Source organism: Paraburkholderia sp. XV (genome assembly GCF_020177535.1).
Lineage (GTDB): Bacteria > Pseudomonadota > Gammaproteobacteria > Burkholderiales > Burkholderiaceae > Paraburkholderia > Paraburkholderia caribensis.
In genome coordinates this window covers 1-20,841 of record NZ_JAGUUD010000096.1, presented here as the reverse complement: position 1 = coordinate 20,841, position 20,841 = coordinate 1, and the positions used below count along the sequence as shown (strand labels likewise).

19 protein-coding genes are annotated in these 20,841 nt (G+C 63.0%); 12 read left to right on the top strand and 7 right to left on the bottom strand.

Annotated features, from left to right (window positions below; genetic code table 11):
* The first annotated feature begins 42 nt into the window (after window positions 1–42).
* Window positions 43–1,836, top strand: coding sequence for a thiamine pyrophosphate-requiring protein (locus KFO72_RS31995; RefSeq protein ID WP_060606702.1), 1,794 nt, complete (start codon window positions 43–45; stop codon window positions 1,834–1,836).
* 486 nt (window positions 1,837–2,322) lie between these two features.
* The gene (locus tag KFO72_RS31990) at window positions 2,323–2,880 is read left to right on the top strand and encodes an acyltransferase (protein WP_225033792.1); all 558 of its coding nucleotides are present in this window, start codon (window positions 2,323–2,325) and stop codon (window positions 2,878–2,880) included.
* On the opposite strand, the gene KFO72_RS31985 is transcribed toward KFO72_RS31990, so the two are convergent.
* Together KFO72_RS31985 and KFO72_RS31980 are read right to left on the bottom strand one after the other, a co-directional pair.
* The gene (locus KFO72_RS31985) at window positions 2,856–3,389 is read right to left on the bottom strand and encodes a cytochrome b (RefSeq protein ID WP_054934825.1); all 534 of its coding nucleotides are present in this window, start codon (window positions 3,387–3,389) and stop codon (window positions 2,856–2,858) included. The two genes, KFO72_RS31990 and KFO72_RS31985, sit on opposite strands and share 25 nt — an antisense overlap.
* On the bottom strand, window positions 3,386–4,447 hold the full coding sequence (locus tag KFO72_RS31980) for a catalase family peroxidase (RefSeq protein WP_054934824.1): 1,062 nt from the start codon (window positions 4,445–4,447) through the stop codon (window positions 3,386–3,388). Before KFO72_RS31980 ends, KFO72_RS31985 begins: the two co-directional genes overlap by 4 nt.
* 198 nt (window positions 4,448–4,645) lie before the next feature.
* Between KFO72_RS31980 and KFO72_RS31975 the strand changes: the two genes are divergently transcribed.
* The gene (locus KFO72_RS31975) at window positions 4,646–5,524 is read left to right on the top strand and encodes a hypothetical protein (RefSeq protein WP_060606707.1); all 879 of its coding nucleotides are present in this window, start codon (window positions 4,646–4,648) and stop codon (window positions 5,522–5,524) included.
* A gap of 320 nt (window positions 5,525–5,844) precedes the next feature.
* Here the strand turns inward: KFO72_RS31975 and KFO72_RS31970 are convergent, their stop codons facing one another.
* Complete coding sequence (locus KFO72_RS31970) at window positions 5,845–6,258, bottom strand: winged helix-turn-helix transcriptional regulator (protein ID WP_225033791.1); 414 nt, start codon at window positions 6,256–6,258, stop codon at window positions 5,845–5,847.
* A gap of 197 nt (window positions 6,259–6,455) precedes the next feature.
* On the opposite strand from KFO72_RS31970, the gene KFO72_RS31965 reads away from it, so the two are divergent.
* Window positions 6,456–7,463: a zinc-dependent alcohol dehydrogenase family protein gene (locus KFO72_RS31965; RefSeq protein WP_225033790.1), complete on the top strand. Its 1,008-nt coding sequence runs from the start codon at window positions 6,456–6,458 to the stop codon at window positions 7,461–7,463.
* 67 nt (window positions 7,464–7,530) lie between these two features.
* Here KFO72_RS31965 and KFO72_RS31960 read toward each other — a convergent pair whose 3' ends face one another.
* Window positions 7,531–8,388, bottom strand: a complete 858-nt coding sequence (locus tag KFO72_RS31960) for a hypothetical protein (protein ID WP_225033789.1) — start codon at window positions 8,386–8,388, stop codon at window positions 7,531–7,533.
* 608 nt (window positions 8,389–8,996) lie between these two features.
* Window positions 8,997–9,953, bottom strand: coding sequence for a GlxA family transcriptional regulator (locus KFO72_RS31955; protein WP_060606716.1), 957 nt, complete (start codon window positions 9,951–9,953; stop codon window positions 8,997–8,999).
* Window positions 9,954–10,168: 215 nt separating this feature from the next.
* Here KFO72_RS31955 and KFO72_RS31950 point away from each other — a divergent pair, with 215 nt between their 5' ends.
* Together KFO72_RS31950 and KFO72_RS31945 are read left to right on the top strand one after the other, a co-directional pair.
* A complete protein-coding gene (locus tag KFO72_RS31950; protein ID WP_054934819.1) occupies window positions 10,169–11,155 on the top strand; it encodes a nitrilase-related carbon-nitrogen hydrolase in 987 nt (328 codons plus the stop codon).
* Window positions 11,156–11,308: 153 nt separating this feature from the next.
* Window positions 11,309–11,851 (top strand): carbonic anhydrase, encoded by a 543-nt coding sequence (locus KFO72_RS31945; protein ID WP_054934818.1) that lies wholly within the window; start codon window positions 11,309–11,311, stop codon window positions 11,849–11,851.
* Window positions 11,852–11,907: 56 nt separating this feature from the next.
* On the opposite strand, the gene KFO72_RS31940 is transcribed toward KFO72_RS31945, so the two are convergent.
* Window positions 11,908–12,348 carry a MarR family winged helix-turn-helix transcriptional regulator gene (locus KFO72_RS31940; RefSeq protein ID WP_054934817.1) on the bottom strand — a complete coding sequence of 147 codons (441 nt, stop codon included), beginning with the start codon at window positions 12,346–12,348 and terminating at the stop codon, window positions 11,908–11,910.
* A gap of 20 nt (window positions 12,349–12,368) precedes the next feature.
* Entirely contained in the window at window positions 12,369–14,264 is a 1,896-nt protein-coding gene (locus KFO72_RS31935; protein ID WP_225033788.1) for an FAD-binding monooxygenase, read from the bottom strand.
* Between the two features lie 326 nt (window positions 14,265–14,590).
* Here KFO72_RS31935 and rbsK point away from each other — a divergent pair, with 326 nt between their 5' ends.
* The 6 genes from rbsK to KFO72_RS31905 all read left to right on the top strand — a co-directional run bounded on the left by rbsK (window position 14,591) and on the right by KFO72_RS31905 (window position 20,733).
* Window positions 14,591–15,481 (top strand): ribokinase, encoded by an 891-nt coding sequence (gene rbsK / locus KFO72_RS31930; protein ID WP_107203788.1) that lies wholly within the window; start codon window positions 14,591–14,593, stop codon window positions 15,479–15,481.
* The gene (gene rbsD, locus KFO72_RS31925) at window positions 15,478–15,876 is read left to right on the top strand and encodes a D-ribose pyranase (protein WP_054934814.1); all 399 of its coding nucleotides are present in this window, start codon (window positions 15,478–15,480) and stop codon (window positions 15,874–15,876) included. Before rbsK ends, rbsD begins: the two co-directional genes overlap by 4 nt.
* Before the next feature lie 10 nt (window positions 15,877–15,886).
* Entirely contained in the window at window positions 15,887–17,392 is a 1,506-nt protein-coding gene (locus KFO72_RS31920) for a sugar ABC transporter ATP-binding protein (protein WP_225033787.1), read from the top strand.
* Window positions 17,393–17,495: 103 nt separating this feature from the next.
* A complete protein-coding gene (locus KFO72_RS31915) occupies window positions 17,496–18,452 on the top strand; it encodes an ABC transporter permease (protein ID WP_060606727.1) in 957 nt (318 codons plus the stop codon).
* Between the two features lie 117 nt (window positions 18,453–18,569).
* Complete coding sequence (gene rbsB / locus KFO72_RS31910) at window positions 18,570–19,538, top strand: ribose ABC transporter substrate-binding protein RbsB (protein ID WP_225033786.1); 969 nt, start codon at window positions 18,570–18,572, stop codon at window positions 19,536–19,538.
* Window positions 19,539–19,716: 178 nt separating this feature from the next.
* Window positions 19,717–20,733: a substrate-binding domain-containing protein gene (locus KFO72_RS31905; RefSeq protein ID WP_107203786.1), complete on the top strand. Its 1,017-nt coding sequence runs from the start codon at window positions 19,717–19,719 to the stop codon at window positions 20,731–20,733.
* Window positions 20,734–20,841: the final 108 nt, after the last annotated feature.

Genomic DNA, 20,841 nt, shown 5'->3' with positions numbered 1-20,841 from the left:
CCCATTCGACTCGTGTGCGAATTCTCTTTCGTGGGGCTTTCCATGGCAAAGACAGTAGGCGACTTCATCGTCGAACGGTTGCATCAGTGGGGCGTCAGGCGCATGTACGGTTACCCCGGCGATGGTATCAACGGTGTGTTCGGCGCGTTGAATCGCGCGGAGGGAAAGATCCAGTTCGTGCAGGCGCGACATGAGGAAATGGCCGCGTTCATGGCAAGCGCCCACGCAAAGTTCACCGGCGAACTCGGGGTCTGTATCGCCACGTCGGGGCCGGGCGCGTCCCATCTGATTACGGGTCTCTACGATGCACGCATGGATCACATGCCCGTGCTCGCCATCGTCGGACAGCAGGCGCGCGCGGCACTCGGCTCGCACTATCAACAGGAACTGGATCTCGCGGCGATGTTCAAGGACGTGGCCGGGGCGTTTGTTCAGCAGGCCAGCGTGCCCGCGCAGGTGCGTCACCTCGTCGATCGAGCGATACGGATTGCCCTCTCCGAACGGCGCGTCACGGCGCTAATCCTGCCGAACGATCTGCAGGACCTCGAATATGAACCGCCCGCGCGCAAGCACGGCACGGCGCATTCGGGTGTCGGTTATTCGCAGCCGTCCGTCATTCCCGTACCAGACGATCTGCAACGCGCCGCCGACGTGCTCAACGCCGGGCATAAGGTTGCGATCCTCGTTGGCGCCGGCGCCTTGAACGCCACCGATGAAGTCATCGCCGTCGCCAACCGGCTCGGCGCTGGCGTCGCCAAAGCGCTGCTCGGCAAGGCCGCGCTGCCCGACGATCTGCCATGGGTGACGGGATCGATCGGTCTGCTCGGCACGAAGCCCAGCTACGAAATGATGACCGCGTGCGACACCCTGCTGATGATCGGCTCGGGCTTTCCGTACGCCGAATTCCTGCCGAAGGAAGGCGACGCGCGCGGTGTGCAGATCGACATCAAGGCCGACATGTTGAGCCTGCGCTATCCGATGGAAGTGAACCTCGTCGGCGATAGCGCGGCGACCTTGCGCGCGCTGCTGCCTTTGCTCAAAGAAAAGGATAGCCATACGTGGCGCTCGCGTATCGAACGCTGGACTTCGCGCTGGTGGGATACGCTCGATGAACGGGCGCATCAGCCCGCCAGCAACGGCGTGAACCCGCAGCGCGCTTTCACGGAACTGTCGCCACGCCTGCCCGACGACGTCATTCTCACCAGCGACTCCGGCTCCTGCGCGAACTGGTACGCACGCGATCTGAAGATCCGGCGCGGCATGATGGCGTCGTTGTCGGGCGGACTGGCGTCGATGGGCGCCGCCGTGCCGTATGCAATTGCCGCGAAGTTCGCGCACCCGGGGCGGCCCGTGATCGCGATGGTCGGCGACGGCGCGATGCAGATGAACAATATGGCGGAACTCATTACCGTCGCGAAGTACTGGAAGCAATGGGCCGATCCGCGCTGGATCTGCATGGTGCTCAACAACGAAGATCTGAATCAGGTGACGTGGGAGCAGCGCGTGATGGAAGGCGATCCGAAGTTCGACGCGTCGCAGCAGGTGCCCAACGTGCCTTATCACCGCTTTGCGGAAATGCTGGGTTTGACGGGCATTTATGTCGATCAGGCGGAGCAGCTGGCCGACGCATGGGAGACGGCTTTGGCTGCCAGGCGCCCCGTCGTGCTGGAAGTGAAGTCGGACCCGGAGGTGCCGCCGCTGCCGCCGCACGTGACGCTCGCGCAGGCACGCGCATTTGCGCGCACCTTGATGGAAGGCGATCCGAAAGAAGGCAGCGTGATCGCCAATACGGCGCGCCAGGTGCTCGGGTCCGTGATTCCCGGCGGAAAAGACTAGGCACGGCATCGGTCAATCGCGCGATGACGATAGCTGGCGCCGCGTGTAAATATCGCATGTCGTGATGTAAATCGTACGACCGCCGCCTGTTCGCGCGTGTCGGCTCACGAGCCACTGTTTCTTACGGCAACCATCCGGCTCGGTCGACGGGGCGTGCGCGTTTCTTGCTGGAGCAAGGCGGGCGCGTCAATGTCGCGAACAGGCAGGCGGCGCTTCAGAGCATGCGCGCGCTGAACACGGGCGAGATCGAGTTGCCGCGAGCAGGCATCTATCAGAGCTTTTGCGCCAGTTGCCATCAAGCGGATGGAACGAGCCAGCGCAAATGGGCCGCATGACAGATCAAGACGCGCCTGGATTCGCGACAAAACCTCCGCACAACACGCCACGTCGGCGACCCAATGCACATAGGCGCGCATCCCGTCAGTAAAATCGCTCTTTTAAGGACGGATCGAGCGGCCATGCCCGCTGTCTCTCGATACGCGGACGATGAAACTTCTGACGGCATTCAAACGACACCTCTTCATCACCCTCGGCAACGCAATGCCGGCCTACGGTCCCTTCAATCGCATGCGTGCCTCGATGTTCCGTCAGGCAGGCATGGCCATCGGTCGCGATGTGACGATCATCGGTCCGTTGAACCTCGAACTGAGCCTCAACGAAGAGACGATCTGCGGAATTTCGATCGGCGACAACGTCTATCTGAACGCGCAGACGCGACTCGCTTGCCGCAACAGCCGGATTTCGATTGGCGACGACGTGCAGGTCGGGCCGCGCGTGTCGTTCGAAACGGCGACGCATGGCATTGTGTATGAGCCCGAGATCGGGCGCGGACTCGATCACCAAGAAATCCGCGTCGGCAACAGGGTGTGGATCGGTGCAGGCGCAACCATCCTGCCCGGCGTGACGATTCACGAGGCGGCGGTGGTCGCCGCCGGCGCAGTCGTCACGAAGGACGTGCCGGCTCACACGCTGGTGGGCGGCGTGCCGGCGCGCAAGATTCGCGATATCGGGCGGGGCGCTCAGCGCCAGGGCGCCATCGCCTGAAACACACCATCGCGTCTGACCAGCGCATGAAACAGCGCGGCCGCGAAATGCACGAGAATCAACGCGAAAAAGCACAACGCCAGGAACCGGTGCGCGTTCCATAGCAGCGTGTGCAGTTCGTTGCTGTGCGGCAGTATCCACGGCAACTGGATGCCGGCCACGATCACGGGATACTCCGCTGCCGACAACATGCCCCAACCAATCAGCGGCAACGCGATCATCAGCGCATAGAACGCAAGATGCGACAGATGAGCGGCGAGCTTCATCGGTTCGGGCATGTCGGGCGGGAGTCGCGGCGCGCCGCGCGTAAGCCGCACTACCAGACGGATCAGCGCGAGTATCAGGATCACCATGCCGAGCGGCTTGTGAATCGAGACCAGCGTCAGATAGTCAGGCCGGATCGTCGACACCATGCCGACCCCGATGAACAGCATCGCCAGAATGCAGATCGCCATGATCCAGTGCAGCGCGCGCTGCAACGGCGTAAAGCGCTCGAGAGTCGTTTTCATGGCTTCGCTCCTTCGGCGGGCGTGTGCGGATAGTGCTTGTCTTCGGCAGTCCGGCGATTGAACGAAACGGAATAAGCCGCCGAACGCGCAGCGGGGAACGGATCGTCGGAAACGTGCATCCCCGCTGGCAGGACGGTGGGGTCGAAATTGAGGTCGCGGCACGGGCCATCCGGCTCGGGTTCGATGGCGCTGACCACCAGCGTGCCGGCTTCCACCTTGCGGCGGTCTTCCGGCCAGGCCTTGCTCGGGTCGGCCGTCGGGTCGCCCGGATTGGCGACGGTGACGATCATCGTCCAGCGTTGCGGCCCGCTCTGCACGCGTTGCGTGATGTCGGTGTCGAGGAAGTTCGCGGGGCGTTGCTTGAGGACGTCGGGCGACACGGCCTCCGGCTTCGCCGCCGGCACGAATGACCAGCGCACGACCTGGTCCTGCCCCTGGGCATTCGTGAACACAAAGCTGTTGAGGCTGTTGTACTGATCCTGCGCGAACGATGCCGTCCACGGCGCCGTCGTCGCCCATGCGCCGAACGCGGCAAACTCGGGGTGCGCGGCGATGAACTGCTTCATCGCATCGGGATCGTCCTTGCGTCCCGCGGCTTCGAGCAACGCATAAAACGCTTGCGGTGTCGCGACGGGGAAGAAGGGCGCGTCGATCATCGCCGAACGCCATTCGCTGCCATCCGGCGCGACCACGCGCAGGCTCAGGCCGCGAACCCGCACGGTCGCGTCGGGCGCGTTGGGGTCAGGTGTGGCGAGATTGAAGCGTCCCGTCACGCGCGACGAACCCTGCGCGAACATGGGCGCCTTCGACAGTGCAGCGGCGGCTCCATTCGATTCGAAGGTGCCCGTGAAGCAGATGCCCTTTGCATGATTGCGCCGGAAACCCAAAGCCGGGCCGCCCGGCGGCGCCAGCGCATTGACGATCTTCGGCGGTGTCAGCCGGCCTGGCGTGAGCCAGCCTGCAGTATAGGCAAACGCAATCGCCACGACGCCGACGATGATCGCAATCAAGGCCAGCGAGCGGGCAGCGGATGCGGGTGAACCGGGTCTGTCAGCCATGGAAGTCTCGCTCGAGAGTTCTGCTGGCGACAATCTAGCAGCATCATCAAATTCGTGCAGAAAGGGGGCGGAGCGGACAGGCTTGCCCAGGTGTCCACGAGGCAACACGGTGTATCCGTACTCATGTCTACTGTCCCCATTCGAATCCGTCTAGCATGGTGGCATGCTCAAACGGGCGCAGCGTGCTGCGTGACCATCATGGATACCATCAAGATCCTGCTACAAACCACCATTCCGTCCATCGCCGACGACTGGTCGATCGCGCGCTTCAGCCGCCTTGCCGAACTGCTGCGCAACCATCGCGATACGCAAGGGCGCGCCGTATTCGACGTCGTCGCGAGAGACCGCGAGCAAAACGGAGAGCCCGACCCGGTGCTTTCCCGTCTGGACGAAACCGGGTTCGACGAGTTGTGGCTATTTGCCGTCGACAACGGAGACGGTCTGACACCCGAAGACTGCGCAGGCATTACGCGATTCCGCCAGGCAGGCCGCGGTCTGATGGTGACGAGGGATCACATGGATGTCGGCTGTTCGCTGTGCAGCCTGGGTGCAGTCGGCAAGGCACATCATTTTCATACGCGCAACGTCGACCCCGACCAGTCGCATTGCGTATGCGACGATCCGTTCTCCACGCATATTTCATGGCCCAATTTTCACTCGGGCGCGAATGGGGACTATCAGGAAGTCGCCGTGGTCGGGCCGACCCATCCCATACTGACGAACGCCGATTCACCGACGGGCGCAATTCGCTATCTGCCCGCGCACCCGCACGAAGGCGCTGTCGATGCACCCGGCGACGAACCGGCCCGCGTGATCGCGCGAGGCAATAGCAAGATCACGGGCAAGCGCTTCAATCTTGCCGTTGCCTTTGAGCCGTCCAGCGACGGAGGACCTGCTGTCGCGCAAAGCACGTTTCATCATTTTGCCGATTACAACTGGGACGCGCGGCTCGGTTGTCCGAGCTTCGTGGACGAGCCGCCCGGCGACGGAATGCAGACGGAGCAACAGGCGCTGCAGGACGCGCACCGATATGCAATCAATGTCGCACTGTGGCTCGCGGGGAAAACGCCGCACTGATAGACGTCCCGCGACCCGTCATTCTTTTTTTGTCCTGGGTTGGTCGGGTTGCGGCTGCGGGTCTTTTCCGCGTTGCGTCGGCGCTCTCGTGCAGGCGTCCGGGGGCGTGGCGTACGGCACGTCGTTGCAACAACACGCGTAGACGGGAAAACCGTATGCGTTCGTGCGGATGATGGTGGTCGGCCCGTGTAGCGGGCATACCGCGTTCATGGTGCCTCCTCGATTGCATCGGTCGAGTGTCTATCGTACTGCTGTTCGATGCGATGTTCACGAGGCGGTTCGGCTCGCGGGCGTGAACCCTGATCGAGCCACGGGTTCGCTCACGCAACGTGCCCCGCCGCGTTGGTACGACGCCGCCGCGTTGTCGTTGGCTTCGACACTTCCTGGATCGGCGCGATATCGCTCGCGCGCTGCGCCTGGTACGACTCGCCCCATTGCCTGAGGCTGATCAGCACGGGGGCGAGCGTCTTGCCGAACGGCGTCAATTCGTATTCGACCTTCGGCGGAACCTGAGGATAGACATGCCGCGTCACGATCCCGTCCGCCTCCAGTTCGCGCAATTGCAGCGTCAACATGCGCTGCGTGGTGTTCGGCAGCAGCCGCGTGAGCTCCATGAAGCGCTTTTTTTCATGCATCAGATGAAACAGGATCACGGGCTTCCATAAGCCGCCGATTACCGAAAGCGTCACTTCGACGGCGCATCCGCTTTTGCTGTCCAGGCGTTTGGGTCGCATGGCGTTCATACCTACATAATTGATAGTACTGGCCATAATTGTACCTTCTTGTGGTAATCGACGTGCGACGGGACAATCACGACGTGGTCGCGGATCGGTCGCGACCTCGTGCGCCAATCAGCGCGCGAGCGCCTTTTCGACGGCGATGCGGCATCGCGCATCGTCAGTCCGTCAATCGACTATCAGGAGTTGCCTCGATGAAAGCCATTACCTTGCGCCAGCCCGCCGGACTGGAAAATCTCGTACGCGTGGACCTTGCCGATCCCGGCGCGCCGGCGCCCGGCGAAATCCGCGTGCGCATCCATGCGAGTTCGCTGAATTTCCACGATCTGGGTGTCGTCACGGGGCGCATGCGTACGGAAGACGGCCGCATTCCGATGTCGGATGGCGCGGGCGTCGTCGAAGCGATCGGCGACGGCGTGACGGAATTCGCGGTCGGCGATGCCGTCGTCTCGACGTTCTTCCCGTACTGGCTCGACGGCGGCCCGACGGTGGCCGATTTTTCGACGACGCCGGGTGACGGCGTCGACGGCTACGCTCGCGAGAGCGTCGTCCGTCCCGCACAGTGGTTCACGCACGCGCCGCGCGGCTACAGCCACGCGGAGGCGGCGACGTTGACCACGGCTGGCCTGACCGCATGGCGCGCGCTGGTCGTCGATTACGCGCTGAAGGCGGGCGACACCGTGCTCGTGCAGGGCACGGGCGGTGTCTCGATCTTCGCGCTGCAGTTCGCGAAGCAGATGGGCGCGACAGTGATCGCAACGTCGTCGTCCGACGAGAAACTGGCGAAGGCCCGCGCGCTCGGCGCCGATCACCTGATCAACTACAAGCGCGACACGGACTGGGCTGCGAAGGTCCTCGACATCACGAACGGACGCGGCGTCGACAACGTGGTCGAAGTGGGTGGTCCGGACACGCTTGCGCAGTCGATCCGGGCTTGCCGGATCGGCGGGCACATCGCGTTGATCGGCGTGCTGACGGGACTGGCCGGACAGGTGCCGACGGCTGAACTGATGCGTCGTCAGCAGAAGTTGCAGGGGTTGATTGTCGGCAGCCGGAAGCACCAGACCGACATGATTCGCGCGATCGACGCGAACGGGATCAAGCCGGTGATCGACAGCACGTTTGCGCTCGGCGAGATTGCCGATGCGTTCCGCCATCAGGCGGCGGGCAAGCATTTTGGCAAGGTTTGTCTGGCGGTTTGAAGCGGGCGGCGGCAGCGATCAGGCTGCCGCTGGCGATCTTCACCTTGCTGGTGAAGATCGTGACGGGTCAGTAGTAAAGCCAGCGTCCATACTCCGGCGACCAGTACCAGCGGCCAGCATACGGCGCCGGCTGGTATTCGCCGGCCCAGGCAGCGGGCGGCGCATAGTAGGCATATGGACGGGCGGCCACGCTGGCTGGCCGTTGCACGTAGCCATAGGCTTGAGGCGCAGGCGGCATCGCTACGGGTGGCGGCGCGTACTGCGTTTGCGGTCGCGCATACTGCGGCCCGGTCGTGTAGACCTGTGCGGTACGCGGCATCACAACGTCGTCGCCTTCGTCATCAGCGAACGCTTCGGGCGGCATGGCATGCTGTTGTTGCACGCGTCCCGCAGACCGCACGATGCCGCCATTTTGCGGCGGCGCGCTGAGGCGTTGAACCGGTTGCGGGTTCTGCAGCGAGTCCGTATCCGTCCAGGCGTCGGCTGTCGCGACGGGAGAGCGGCGGGCAACCGGCTTGGGTGGCGCGACGCGAGTGCTGCTGGTTGCAGAAGATTGTGCGCCTGGCTGTTCGCCGAGCGGCTTCGACGTGACGGGCACCTCTTGCACGGTTTCGATATCGCTTGCGTCGCTGTAAACGTGCTTGATGTCGAGGATGGGTTTGCGAGCAGCCTCGCTTGTCGATTTCTGCGCCCGCGCTTGCGTTGCGGGTGGTGCGGGTGGCGTCGTGGCGGCCGTGCCCTTTGCAGCGGCCTCGCGCGCCAGTTCCTCTTTCGCTGCCTTGTAGCCTCGATCGTAGGCCGCCTTGACTTCGCGGTCCTGGGCCTCGGCGTCGTCGGCCGCGCTGTACGCGTGGGATGATGCCGAAACCAGGCAACCTGTGGCGAGAAACGCGCCGGCCAAAGTCTGCCTCAAGCGTGTGTCCATGAGGCCTCCCTTTATGGTTATTGATGGCGAATCGTACAACGTCTCCAGCGACAAAAGCGCGCTAGCCATGTCATTGCGTGCGCTTCCCAACCGAACCTTCTCCATCGCATGCGTCTGGAATGAAACATCACGCGGCGGCATGCGTCCGTCGCGCGCGGTCTCACGCCGTGCGGGCTGAACACCACACGTCGTGTCAGCGCTGCGTCGATATGGACTCAGACGCTATGGCTTGCTCCACACCAGCCTCCAGCACATCAGAAAGGTGCCGTGGGCATCTCTTGAAACTGCGCCTTCCGCCGTACACGCGGAGCCGGGAAGCGCGGGGCCGGATTGGGCGACCTCTCTGTCGGCATCGGCGAGTGCATCGGCGGGTACCCGTCCCCAGATGGACAGGCTGGCGAGTACGCCGGCACAGCCGACCAGCATGATCAGCGTGCGTTTCAATCGGGCGGGGCGGCAGGCAATAAGGTCGATTCGCATTGGCATGGCTCGTCTGGCAGGGGCTTATGAGCGCTCTTATCGGCATCGGCTGCCAAAAGAATAGAGCCCGGTTCAACTATTTTTTTCGGGCCAGAGTTCGCAGACGTGAAGGGGCGCGGCTGAACTTCTCAGTTGCCGGCAACAGGTTCCCGTCGAGCGTTCCGCCGCAGCATGTCGGCGGGCACGCCGAACGTCCGGACAAAGGCGCGGCGCATGCGCTCCCGATCCGCAAACCCCGTCTCCTGCGCCACGACGTTGATCGTGTGCCGGCCCTGTTCGATCATGAATCGGGCCGCTTCCAGCCGTAGCTGCTCCACGGCCTTGGCGGGCGACTGGCCGGTCTCGGCCACGAACGCGCGGCTGAACTGGCGAGGGCTGAGGTTGGCGACCGCGGCAAGTTCCTCGACTGTCAGCGGATTGCGCAGGTTCCGGCGGATGTGCGCCAGCACCAGTTCGATCCGATCCGACTTCGGTGTCATGTCGAGAAGCGCGGAATGCTGCATCTGTCCGCCCAGCCGGCGCTGATTCATGACCAGAAGCCGCGCGACCATTTTCGCGGCCTCGGGACCGAGGTCGTTATCGATCAACGCCAGCACGAGATCGATGCCGGCCGTCATCCCCGCCGAGGACCAGATGGGACCGTCATTGACGTAAATCCGGTCTTCTTCCGTGATGACTTCCGGAAAGCGGGCCCTGAATTCGGACGCATGGGCCCAATGCATGGTGGCGCGCCGGCCGTTCAACAGCCCGGCCTCGGCGAGTACGAATGCGCCGCTGCAAATCGAGGCGATCCGTCGCGATGCCTTGGCTGCCTCCTGAACGAATGCGATCACGGCGGCATCGGACGAGGGCATTTTCATTTCGGTGATCGAGCCCACGATGACGGTATCGAAAGCCGGATCGCCGAACGCCTCGGTTTCCAGCGTCATGCCGCCCGAAGAACGGACGGGACCGCCATGCGCGGACAGCACATGGACGTCGTAGCACGGACCCGCCGGCGGCAGGTTCGCGATCTCGAACGCCGTTAGCGCCGCAAGACTCATCATCTGGAATCGTTGCGGCACGATAAAGCCAATCCGATGCATAGGGTTTCCCGATGAAGTCCGGCTTGCGCACCTTGCCGCAAGTTCGTGTCATTCCACGGTCAGACTCGCGGATTCCTTCTCGATGCCGCGACCCTCCGCGGCCCGGGCGACGCACGTCATGAATGGTGGCAACAACGACATAGATCGTAAAGGGCGGAGGCGATAAGGTACAAGCACTTCATCATCTGTCTCGCACCAGCGAAAGGAACACCATCATGTCGAAGATCATCCGGGCCGCAGCCGTTCAGATCGCGCCCGTTCTCTACAGCCGGGAAGGCACCGTCGATAAGGTCGTCAAGAAAATTCTCGAACTCGGCAAGCAGGGCGTCCAGTTTGCGACCTTCCCTGAAACTGTCGTTCCGTACTATCCGTATTTCTCGTTCATCGAATCTCCGTTTGCGATGGGCGCCGAGCATTACAAGCTTCTGGACCAGGCCGTGGTCGTGCCCTCGGAGACGACGCGCGCCATCGGCGAAGCGGCGCGTCAGGCCAACATGGTGGTCTCGATCGGCGTCAACGAACGCGACGGCGGCACGCTCTACAACACGCAACTGCTGTTCGACGCGGACGGCACACTCGTGCAACGCCGCCGCAAGCTCTCGCCGACCTATCACGAGCGTATGGTCTGGGGAATGGGTGACGGCTCAGGTCTGCGCGCAATCGATACCGCCGTGGGCCGCGTCGGTCAGCTTGCCTGCTGGGAGCACTACAACCCGCTCGCGCGCTACGCGCTGATGGCCGACGGCGAGGAAATCCATTCGGCGATGTATCCCGGTTCGTTTGCGGGCGATCTGTTCTCCGAGCAGATCTCGGTCAACATCCGCCAGCATGCGCTGGAGGCGGGCGCCTTCGTTGTCAACGCGACGGCGTGGCTGACCCCTGAGCAACAGCAGCAGATCCTGAAGGACACGAATACCACCCAGGTGGGCCCGATCTCGAGCGGCTGCTTCACCGCGATCGTTTCGCCCGACGGCGAGTACATGGGCGGTGCGCCGCTGCGCGAAGGCGAGGGCGAGATCATCGCGGACCTCGATTTCTGGCAGATCGACAAGCGCAAACGCATGATGGATTCGCGCGGCCACTACAGCCGTCCCGACGTGCTCGGGCTGGTGATCGACCGCACGCCGAAGACGCACGTCATCGAGCGCACGCTGCGTGCGGCTGGCGAAGAGCCCGTCAGGGATCTCGAAGTACTCGCCTGAAGGGCGTGTACTCACGCTCGATACTGTCATTCCCGTCGCTTCGTTCACGTTCGTTCCGCGCCGCATGCCGTTTCGCGGCCGGGCACGCTGAACATCCTCGCGTGACACATGGCGTGTCGAGCGATCTTGCCCAATTATCAAGGAGTAGCAGAAATGGACTTCAATGATGTCATGCTGGAGCGCAACGCCCGGTTCGCCGAGACCGAGTTTGCGCCTGAGCTCAAAATGCTCCCGTCGACCGGGACGGTTGTCATCGGCTGTGTCGATCCTCGCGTCGATCCCGTGAACGTGCTGGGCCTGAAGCAAGGTGAAGCGGCTGTGATCCGCAATGTCGGCGGCCGCATCAATCAATCGTTGCTCGAAACGCTGGCGGTGTTGAGCGTCGTCGCGGCATCGGCGGGACGACCGGATGGCGCACGCAATCTCGTGCTGCTCCAGCACACCGATTGCGGGATCATCGGCTGCCACCGGCATGCGCCTGCCTTGCTCGCCCGGCATCTCGATGTCGAAACGGAGGCGCTCGACGATCTCGCGATCACCGAGCCCTACAAGGCGGTCGCCCTCGATGTTGCAGCGCTCAGGGCAAACAAGGCGCTGCCCGATGGCATGGTGGTGTCGGGGCTCGTCTACGACGTCAAAACCGGCAAGATCGAAACTGTCGTTCCGCCGGCACCTTTGCGGGCAGCCGCCGCCTGAGCGCGGCGCATCGAACGTCGCGCACAGCAGACGCGGTCAATCCGTGATGCACGCATCTATTCGTGCGGCGGCAACAGCGCCAGAAGCAGACGCCGCAACTCCAGACATTCCCGCTGCGTCAGCCTCGCCGTGAGAATGCGCTCGACTTCCTCGACACGCGGACGCAAGCTCGCAAGCTGCTTCTTGCCGTCCGCTGTGAGAAACAGCACGTAGCTACGCTTGTCGACGGGATCATCGGAACGTTCGATCAGGCCGTTGCGAACCATGCGCGCGACGAGATCGGCGATGGTCGAACGGTCAACGTCCAGTTCATCGCCGAGTTGCCGCTGATTGACGCCAGGTGTTTTCTGCAGGATCTCGAGCGCCGCATACTGGACGCTCGTGACCTCGGCAGAAACTTCGCTGAGCCATACCGCTACGTGGCGCTGCTGGGCGCGGCGCACGAGACTGCCCGTGAATTTCGAGAGCGCTGCGGGGTTGTCGTGTCTGGTCGGCAATTTCGGAGTACAGGAGCGGGTTAGCGCATGCGGAATATCGGCCGGAAAAAGGCCTTCAGTTCCGCGTATGCATCGAGTGGAAGAACATGCGCGACGTATTGATCCGGACGGACCACGACCAGCGCGCCCCGTTCGCGGTCGATGCCGCGCGCGTCGAAGATATCAGTCGTGGCGTCGCTCGTAAATGTTTTCTCGTAGTCGATGAGGCCGTAGCGTCCCTTGCGCGGCAGCAACAGGGCGGGCAGCCCGTCTAGACGCACCTCGCGATGCGGCTGCTGCAGCACCGCGCGCAGATCGAACACGATATCCACGTCGGCGTGCTCTGGCGTGACGAGCCGCACGACTGACGCGGGCGATGTCGCGAGATGCTCGCACAGCGCATCGAGCGCAGTCCGTTTCGCATCCGCGAACGCGTACAGGCGCCAGCGGCCGTCCGCGCATGCCGCGTGTCCGAGATGGACGGGCTTCGCATCCGCGAGACGAACCACGGGCGCTGAATGAAAACGCGTGCCGATCACGAATCCGCTGGCGAGCGCCTGATGCGTCGCTTCGCCTGTCAGCACACCCGGCCGGTAGTGCGTCGCGACGCCAGCCGTATATCGGCCCGCGCGAACGAAGTAGGCCTGCAGTTCAGCCGGATCGACGCCGCCTGCTTCGGGCCGGTCGGGGTCTTTGGGCGGCGCGGCCATCATTGCCGACCATTCCTTGTCGAAGTCGATCAACTCCTGCGCGATGGGCTGGCGTTCGTCGGAATACGTACGCAGCAGACGGGCGTCGCTGCGTCCCAGCAGCACTGCACCGAGTTTCCAGCCGAGATTGAAGCCGTCCTGCATCGATACGTTCATGCCCTGGCCCGCCTTCGCGCTATGCGTATGGCAGGCATCGCCGGCGATGAACACGCGAGGGTCGCGAGAAGTGCCGTCGGCGGCGATGGCGTCGTCGAAGCGATCGGTCAGGCGCTGTCCCACTTCATAGACGGAGAACCACGCGACTTCCTTTGCGTCGAGCGTATAGGGATGCAAGATGTGCCGGGCCGTCTCGATGATGTGATCGACGGTGGTCTGTTTGATGCTGTCGCGATTCTCGGGCGTGACCTCGCCCAGATCGACATAGAAGCGCACCAGGTATCCGCCTTCGCGCGGAATGATGAGCAGGTTGCCCTTGCTCGCGGACTGAATGGCGGCCTTCAGGCGAATATCAGGAAAGTCCGTGACGGCGAGCGCGTCCATCACGCCCCACGCATGATTGGCGGCATCGCCGCGCAGCGTTTGTCCGATGGCCGCGCGCACGCGGCTGCGGGCGCCGTCGCAACCGATGACGTAACGCGCACGCACAGTGATTTCCTCGCCACGCCGTGCTTCATCCGTACGGCGCAACGTCACGCGCACGGGATAGTCGCCCGTATCGTCGCGTTGCACGTCGACGGCTTCCAGATCGTAGTCGGGTTCGAGCCGCGGCGCGGAACGACGCATCACATCGAGCAGATAGTCCTGCACGCGTGCCTGATTGACGATCACATGCGGAAACTCCGACATGCCTGTTTCGGTATCCTGAACACGTCCGGTACGCCTGATCGCACCGCGGTCCTGTGCGTCGGGGCGCCAGAACACCGTTTCGTTGACCCAATACGCTTCCCGCTGCAAGCGATCGCCAAGGCCGAATGCGTTGAACATCTCGACAGTCCGGCACGCGACACCGTCCGCCTGTCCCATCTGCAATGGTCCCGAACGCCGCTCGACGATGCGGGTGCGGATGGACGGGAATTGCGAGAGTTGGGCTGCCAGCACGAGTCCCGCAGGACCGCTCCCGACGATCAGCACGTCGACCGTATCGGGCATCTCGAGTTGAGGCGCATTGCCGGCGGCCGGCTCGATGGTCGGATCGCCGACGCGAAAACCGTTGAGATGAAATTGCATGGTGTCTTCCTCCAGGTAGTGCGTGTCATCTTGACGCTGAATATACTCCGTACACCAACCATTTCCAAGCGCTTCGTGCACAGGTGGATGTTTACCCTGGCCCGACCATTTCGAAAGCGTGGCGCTGGCCGCGTCCGAACAGCGCGCTACGTCCGGCGCGCGGACGCCGCAGTGCAACCTCCGACTCGTATCGGGTAAAACCCTAGGTGCTATTCCGCGCGACCGCCGACTCTGCTATAAATTGCGCTCCGTAGCTGATGACGTTTTAGCACGGCGATTTCTTGCAAGATTGGCAAGATTCAGCGGGACCGTTTGAAAGGAATGGCATGGCGCGCGTAGTTGTGGTGGGCAGCATCAACATGGACATGGTGGTCGTCACCAATACGTTTCCCCGGCTTGGCGAGACACTGTTCGGCACGGGTTTTTCGACGAGTCCCGGCGGCAAAGGCGCGAACCAGGCCGTCGCGGCGGCTCGACTTGGCGCGCAGGTGACGATGGTCGGCCGGGTGGGCGCGGACGCCTTCGGTGAGGACATGAAGGCGACGCTCGTGCGCGAAGGCGTGGACGTGCGCCACGTCACCACCGCGCGCCAGGCAACGGGTATCGCATCGATCACGTTGACGGGCGGCGATAACGCGATCGTCGTCGTGCCGGGCGCCAACTATGAACTGTCGCCCGAAGATATCGACCGTGCCGCCGATGCTTTCGAGCAGGCCGATGTCGTACTGGCCCAGCTCGAGGTGCCGTATGCGACCGTCCTGCATGCGGCGCGCCGCGCCCGTGCGCTCAACAAACCGTTCTTTCTGAATCCGGCTCCCGCCGTCGCGCTGAGCGACGAACTGCTCGATCTCGTCACGCTGCTGACGCCCAACCAGCATGAACTCGCGACCGCGTTGCAAACGCGTGAAGAGCTCTGGGCTGACGAGCTCGCGCGGCGCCCCGGCCAGATCGCGATGACGCGCGGCGAGGATGGCGTGTGCTACGCAGACAAGGACGGCAAGCTCGTGCACCAATCCGGCTTCGCGGTCGACGCCGTCGATACGACGGGTGCCGGCGACACGTTCAACGGCGCGCTCGCCGCCTTCTGGGGTCTCGGGATCGACGAAGCAGTACGCCGCGCCAATGCGGCGGCAGCGCTCTCTGTCACGCGTGCAGGCGCGCAAGGCGGCATGCCGACGCTCGCCGAACTGAACACTTTTCTCGAAGCAAGATCATGAAAAAGCTTGGACATCTGAATCGCGACATTGCGCGCGTGCTGGCATCGATGGGCCATACCGACAGCCTCGTGATTGCCGACTGCGGCCTGCCGATTCCCGAAGGCGTCGAGTGCATCGACGTATCGCTCGCGCTCAACGTGCCGGGCTTTTTCGACGTGCTCGATAGCGTGCTCGCCGATTTCAAGGTCGAACGCGCGGTGTTCGCGAGCGAGAGCGCGGAGCACAACGCCGCTGTCGTGGAGCGCATCGCACAGATGGCGTCCAGCAAGATCGAAGTCGAACAGGTGCCGCACGAGGCGTTCAAGCAGCGCTCGCGCGAGGCGAAAGCGATCATTCGCACGGGCGAGTGCAGTCCTTACGCGAATGTGATTCTGCATTCCGGCGTCATCTTCTGAGAGGCACACCATGGAAGTGTTGATGCAGGGCATCGGCAAGGCCTTCGGACCGGTACGCGTGCTCGATGGCGTCGATTTTCACATCAGCGCGGGCGAGATCCACGCGCTCATGGGCGAAAACGGCGCCGGCAAATCGACGCTAATGAAAATTCTGTGCGGGGTCTATCCGGCCGACGCGGGCAAGATCCTGATAGATGGCCGCGCCGCGCAGATTCGCAACACGGTCGAAGCCGAACATGCCGGCATCGCGATCATCCACCAGGAACTGAACCTCATCCCGCAACTGTCGGTGATGGAGAACCTCTTTCTGGGCCGCGAACCGAGCCGGTTCGGGATCGTCGACAACGCGAAGATGCGGCGCGAGGCACGCAAGTGGCTCGACATGGTCGGCGCGCGCGACATCGATCCGCAGACGGAAGCCGGTCACCTGTCGATCGGCCGGCAGCAACTCGTCGAAATCGCCAAAGCGCTTTCACTGGATGCGCGCGTCGTCGTGATGGATGAGCCGACGGCCGCGCTCACCAATCGCGAGATCGACACGCTGTTCGAGATCATGCTGTCGCTGAAGGCTCGCGGCGTGGCGATCGTCTATGTGTCGCACCGGATGGAAGAGATCTTCCGCATCTGCGACAAGATCAGCGTCCTGCGCGATGGTCACTTCGTCGGCGAACGCGCGATCAGGGACACCGGTTTCGATGAGATCGTCAGGCTGATGGTGGGCCGCGAACTCGGCGAGCGTTTCCCGAAGCGGCAGCACAAGGCGGGCGCGGTCCGCTTGCAGGTCGACGGCCTCGCGGATCAAGGCAACATCTCCGGCGTTTCGTTCGACGTACGTGCAGGCGAAGTGCTCGGCATCGCCGGATTGATGGGGGCGGGGCGCAGCGAAATTCTCAGAACGCTGTTCGGCGCCAACCGGAAGACGGCGGGAACCGTCACGCTGGATGGCAAGCCGCTCGACGTCCGCGATGCATCGGCTGCGATCGCGGCGGGCATCGGCTTCGTCACGGAAGACCGTAAAGGGCAGGGGCTCGTGCTGGGTATGTCCGTGCGCGAGAACGCGACGCTCGTCCATCTCGAACGTTATGCGAAGCTCGGCTTCGTCGACAGCAAGGCCGAGCGCCAGGCGGTCGACGGCTTGATCGAGCAGTTGCGGGTACGCACGCGGGATGCCGAACTGGACGTGAAGTCGCTGTCCGGCGGCAATCAGCAGAAGGTGGTCTTCGCGAAGTGGCTTGCGCGACCGCCCAAGGTGCTGTTGCTCGACGAACCGACGCGCGGCGTCGACGTGGGCGGTAAGGCGGAAATCTACACGATCATCAACCAGCTGGCTGAGCGCGGCGTGGCGATCGTCATGGTGTCGTCGGAGCTTCCCGAGGTCCTTGCGATGAGCGACCGGATTCTCGTCATGCATCAGGGCCGCCAGAGCGGCCTGTTCGATGCAGAGGGCGCGACGCAGGAACTCATCATGACGGCAGCGGCGGGGGGCAATGCGACACCCGTCCCGGCTGCTGCATAGACACCCCACATCCCGATCCATGACGGCTGCGCGACTGGCAGCGCGCCGTGCATCCATTTGAATGGTCCCGTCACAAGCGAAGGGACACAACGCGAGACACATCATGGCGCAACTGAGTATCACACCGACCAACCGCGCGACGCTGCAGAAGCTCGGGCCGTTTATTGCCCTGCTGGTCATTGCGGTGGGACTGTCTATCGTCAGTCACAACTTTCTGACCGTCGACAACCTGCTGAACGTGATGCGCCAGGCGTCGATCAATGCGCTGATCGCATTCGGCATGACGCTGGTGATTCTGCTGGGCGGCATCGATCTCTCCGCGGGCTCGGTGCTGGCGCTGTCGTCGGTCATCATCGCGAGCCTTCTGACGTCGGGCATGCCGGCAGGTCTCGCGACGCTCGCCGGACTCGTCGCAGGCGGCCTGATGGGACTCGTCAACGGGCTCGTGATCAGCAAAGGCAAAGTCGCGCCGTTTATCGCGACGCTCGGGTCGATGACGGTGTTGCGGGGGCTGGCGTTGGTCCTGTCGAACGGCAGCCCGCTCAGCAGCTTCAACAGCGACTTCTTTTCGCTGCTCGGCGGCGGCTACGTGGCCCGCCTCGTGCCGATTCCCGTCGTCCTCATGCTGGTGATGTTCGCGATCTTCTGGGTGCTGCTGCGCAAGACCGTATTCGGTCGTCACATCTACGCGACGGGCGGCAACGCTGAATCGGCAAAGCTCTCGGGCGTGAAGGTCGATCGCATCCAGCTCTATGTGTACACGATCTCGGGCGTCATGGCCGCGCTCGCGGGCGTCGTGCTGACTTCCCGTCTGAACTCCGCGCAGCCGACGGCGGGCACAGGCTATGAACTCGATGCGATCGCCGCCGTCGTGCTCGGCGGAACGAGTCTGACGGGCGGACGCGGCTGGATCTTCGGCACGCTCGTTGGGGCGTTGCTGATCGGTGTTCTGAACAACGGCCTGAATCTGCTCGACGTGTCGTCTTTCTATCAGCAGGTCATCAAGGGCGGCGTGATCCTGCTTGCCGTGCTGATCGACCGTGGCAACAAGAAGACGTGACGCAGGTCGACGAGGGAAGGGCGTAGTGCCTTTCCCCAGAGTTTTATCCGCTTTATCTACTACCGATTGCTGGACAGCAAAACCCGGTTTCACCACACAAGGAAGAAGAGGAAGACAATGCAGAAACCCGTTTCGCCGCGATTCTCGAAGCTTTTCGCCGCGCTGTGCGCAAGCACGCTGATGGCTGGTCTGGTTGCGTGCTCGAAGGAGGGCCCGGCTGCGTCGGCGGATGCCGGGGCCAGCGCGGCATCGGCGCCGGCTGCAAACGGCGCGATCACGGTCGGGCTGTCGATCTCGACGCTGAACAATCCGTTTTTCGTCTCGCTGCGCAAGGGCGCGGAAGACGAGGCTGCCAAAGACGGCGTGACGCTGATCACCGTCGACGCGCAGAACGATCCCGCGAAGCAGCAGGCGAGCGTAGAAGACCTGATCGAAAAGAAGGTCAGCGTGATCCTGATCAACCCGACCGATTCGTCGGCCGTGGCGAACGTCGTCAAGGAAGCGACCAGCAAGGGCATCAAGGTCATCTCGCTCGACCGCAGCGTGAACGGCGCGGATGTCAGCTCGCACATCGCCTCGGACAACAAGGCCGGCGGCAAGATGGCAGCTGATTTCCTCACCGAAAAACTGGGCGGCAAGGGCAATATCGTCGAGCTTCAAGGCATTCCTGGCTCGTCGGCGGCCAACGAGCGTGGCACCGGCTTCGACGACGAAGTGGCGGCGAAGGGCGGCGTGAAGATCACGACAAAACAGCCTGCCGACTTTGATCGTGCGAAGGGGCTGTCGGTGATGGAGAACATCATCCAGAGCAACAAGGACATACAGGGTGTGTTCGCCCAGAACGACGAGATGGCGCTTGGCGCAGTGAAGGCGCTGCAGGCGGCGGGCCTGAAGAACGTGGCGGTGGTTGGCTTCGACGCGACCAGCGACGCCATCACGGCCGTCAAGGGCGGCCAGATGGCGGCGACCGTGCAGCAGCAGCCGGAACTGATCGGCCAGTACGGTGTGCAGACGGCGAAGAAGCTGGTCGATGGCCAGACGGTCGACAAGTTCATCCCGGTGCCGCTGAACCTCTACAAGCAGTAAGTTCTCATCTGTCCCTTCCCGTAGTACCATCAGGCGCCAGGACTCACGTCGCTGCGCGCCTGCCTCTGCCTCCGATCGAGATTGGGCGGCGAATCCCCGACGAAGTTATATCGTACGCACGCACCGCTCACCGAAGCGGTGCGCTTGCGCTTGACTCATTGACCTGCAGGAAGCCCGCGTGACTCAGTTCGAGCGTCTGACCATCGACGACATTGCCCGCCTCGCGAAGGTTTCCCGTACCACGGCCAGCATGGTGCTCAACGGCTATGCCGAGCGCTACCGGATATCGGCGGCGACCGTCGAGCGGGTGCTGCAGGTCGCCAAAGACCATCATTTCACGCCTTCGCAGTCGGCGCGGGCGTTGCGCACACGTCGAAGCAATACGATCGGTCTCGTGATTCCCGATTTGACCAACTCCGCGCACGCAGCACTGGCGCAAGCAATGGAATGGCAATGCCGCGAACGCTATCAATATCAGCTCGTTCTCGTCACCAGCGATGAAAACCCGGTGCGCGAGACGGAAGGCATTGCGCACCTCGTGTCGCATCAGGTCGATGGCCTGATCGTGGTGCCGTGCACGGGCGATGCGAAGCGCTACGAAAAATGGATGAAGCGCCTGCCGCTCGTGTTTGCCGATCGACGCGTCGAGTCGAGCCGGATACCGTACGTCGTCACCGACGCGGTTGAAACGGTCGCGACGCTGGTGGGCGAGAGTATTGCGCGCGGCGCGCGTGAGGTGGTCTATCTTGGCGGTCAGCCGGAATTGTCGGCAAGCCGCGACCGTCTGGCTGGATACCGGCAGGCGCTGCGTCAGCATGGTCTCGAAGAGCAACCCGACTGGGTGTTCGAGCGAGACTACCAGCGTGAATCGGGTTACGAGCTGATGAAGTCATGGTTCGCCGAACACCAGCGATATCCGCAAGCGCTGTTCGCAGGCTCGATTACGTTGCTCGAAGGCGTTCTGCAGTTTATGAACGACGCGCATCAACTGGCGCAGGCGCCAGGACAATTGATGACGTTCGATGACCATAAGCTGCTCGACTGTTTGCCTTTCAAGATCGACGCGATTATCCAGGACAGCGCACAACTGGCCGAGCACAGTCTGCGTTGCGTGTTTTCTCTGCTTCAAGGTGACGGCGCGCCGGATTCGCGACTGGTGCCTGCGCGGATTCGATATCGTAGGTCGCGGGGATAAGGTGTCGTTGGCGCGTCTGGGTTCTATCGGGTCCTGTTTTTGGAAACTCGATTTGTCAAAGCCAGATTGAAATGTCGTAGCGCCGGCTATTTACAGATGTCGTGTTTC

Coding starts and splice junctions, on each gene's coding strand:
- KFO72_RS31995 (WP_060606702.1), top strand. CDS start 43: ATGGCAAAGACAGTAGGCGACTTCATCGTCGAACGGTTGCATCAGTGG.
- KFO72_RS31990 (WP_225033792.1), top strand. CDS start 2,323: ATGAAACTTCTGACGGCATTCAAACGACACCTCTTCATCACCCTCGGC.
- KFO72_RS31985 (WP_054934825.1), bottom strand. CDS start 3,389: ATGAAAACGACTCTCGAGCGCTTTACGCCGTTGCAGCGCGCGCTGCAC.
- KFO72_RS31980 (WP_054934824.1), bottom strand. CDS start 4,447: ATGGCTGACAGACCCGGTTCACCCGCATCCGCTGCCCGCTCGCTGGCC.
- KFO72_RS31975 (WP_060606707.1), top strand. CDS start 4,646: ATGGATACCATCAAGATCCTGCTACAAACCACCATTCCGTCCATCGCC.
- KFO72_RS31970 (WP_225033791.1), bottom strand. CDS start 6,258: ATGCGACCCAAACGCCTGGACAGCAAAAGCGGATGCGCCGTCGAAGTG.
- KFO72_RS31965 (WP_225033790.1), top strand. CDS start 6,456: ATGAAAGCCATTACCTTGCGCCAGCCCGCCGGACTGGAAAATCTCGTA.
- KFO72_RS31960 (WP_225033789.1), bottom strand. CDS start 8,388: ATGGACACACGCTTGAGGCAGACTTTGGCCGGCGCGTTTCTCGCCACA.
- KFO72_RS31955 (WP_060606716.1), bottom strand. CDS start 9,953: ATGCATCGGATTGGCTTTATCGTGCCGCAACGATTCCAGATGATGAGT.
- KFO72_RS31950 (WP_054934819.1), top strand. CDS start 10,169: ATGTCGAAGATCATCCGGGCCGCAGCCGTTCAGATCGCGCCCGTTCTC.
- KFO72_RS31945 (WP_054934818.1), top strand. CDS start 11,309: ATGGACTTCAATGATGTCATGCTGGAGCGCAACGCCCGGTTCGCCGAG.
- KFO72_RS31935 (WP_225033788.1), bottom strand. CDS start 14,264: ATGCAATTTCATCTCAACGGTTTTCGCGTCGGCGATCCGACCATCGAG.
- rbsK (WP_107203788.1), top strand. CDS start 14,591: ATGGCGCGCGTAGTTGTGGTGGGCAGCATCAACATGGACATGGTGGTC.
- rbsD (WP_054934814.1), top strand. CDS start 15,478: ATGAAAAAGCTTGGACATCTGAATCGCGACATTGCGCGCGTGCTGGCA.
- KFO72_RS31920 (WP_225033787.1), top strand. CDS start 15,887: ATGGAAGTGTTGATGCAGGGCATCGGCAAGGCCTTCGGACCGGTACGC.
- KFO72_RS31915 (WP_060606727.1), top strand. CDS start 17,496: ATGGCGCAACTGAGTATCACACCGACCAACCGCGCGACGCTGCAGAAG.
- rbsB (WP_225033786.1), top strand. CDS start 18,570: ATGCAGAAACCCGTTTCGCCGCGATTCTCGAAGCTTTTCGCCGCGCTG.